Consider the following 283-nt stretch of genomic DNA (forward strand, 5'->3'; position numbering starts at 1 on the left):
CACCGTCACGTCCGCGACGACACCCACTACGGTGACGTCTGCGACGACGCCGACGACCGTGACGTCTGCGACGACGCCCACCACGGTGACTTCGGCAACTACCCCGACCACCGTCACGTCCGCGACCACGCCCACCACGGTGACCTCGGCGACTACCCCGACCACCGTCACGTCCGCGACGACGCCCACCACGGTGACTTCGGCGACGACGCCGACGACCGTGACGTCTGCGACGACGCCTACCACGGTGACCTCGGCGACTACCCCGACGACGGTCACGTCC

General features: G+C 69.6%; 1 pseudogene. It reads left to right on the forward strand.

Going from position 1 to position 283, the window contains the following annotated elements:
* Positions 1 to 283, forward strand: a pseudogene (locus tag ACYQ2W_RS26830) (TolC family protein); the annotation flags it as partial.

It is taken from the genome of Endothiovibrio diazotrophicus, assembly GCF_054657215.1.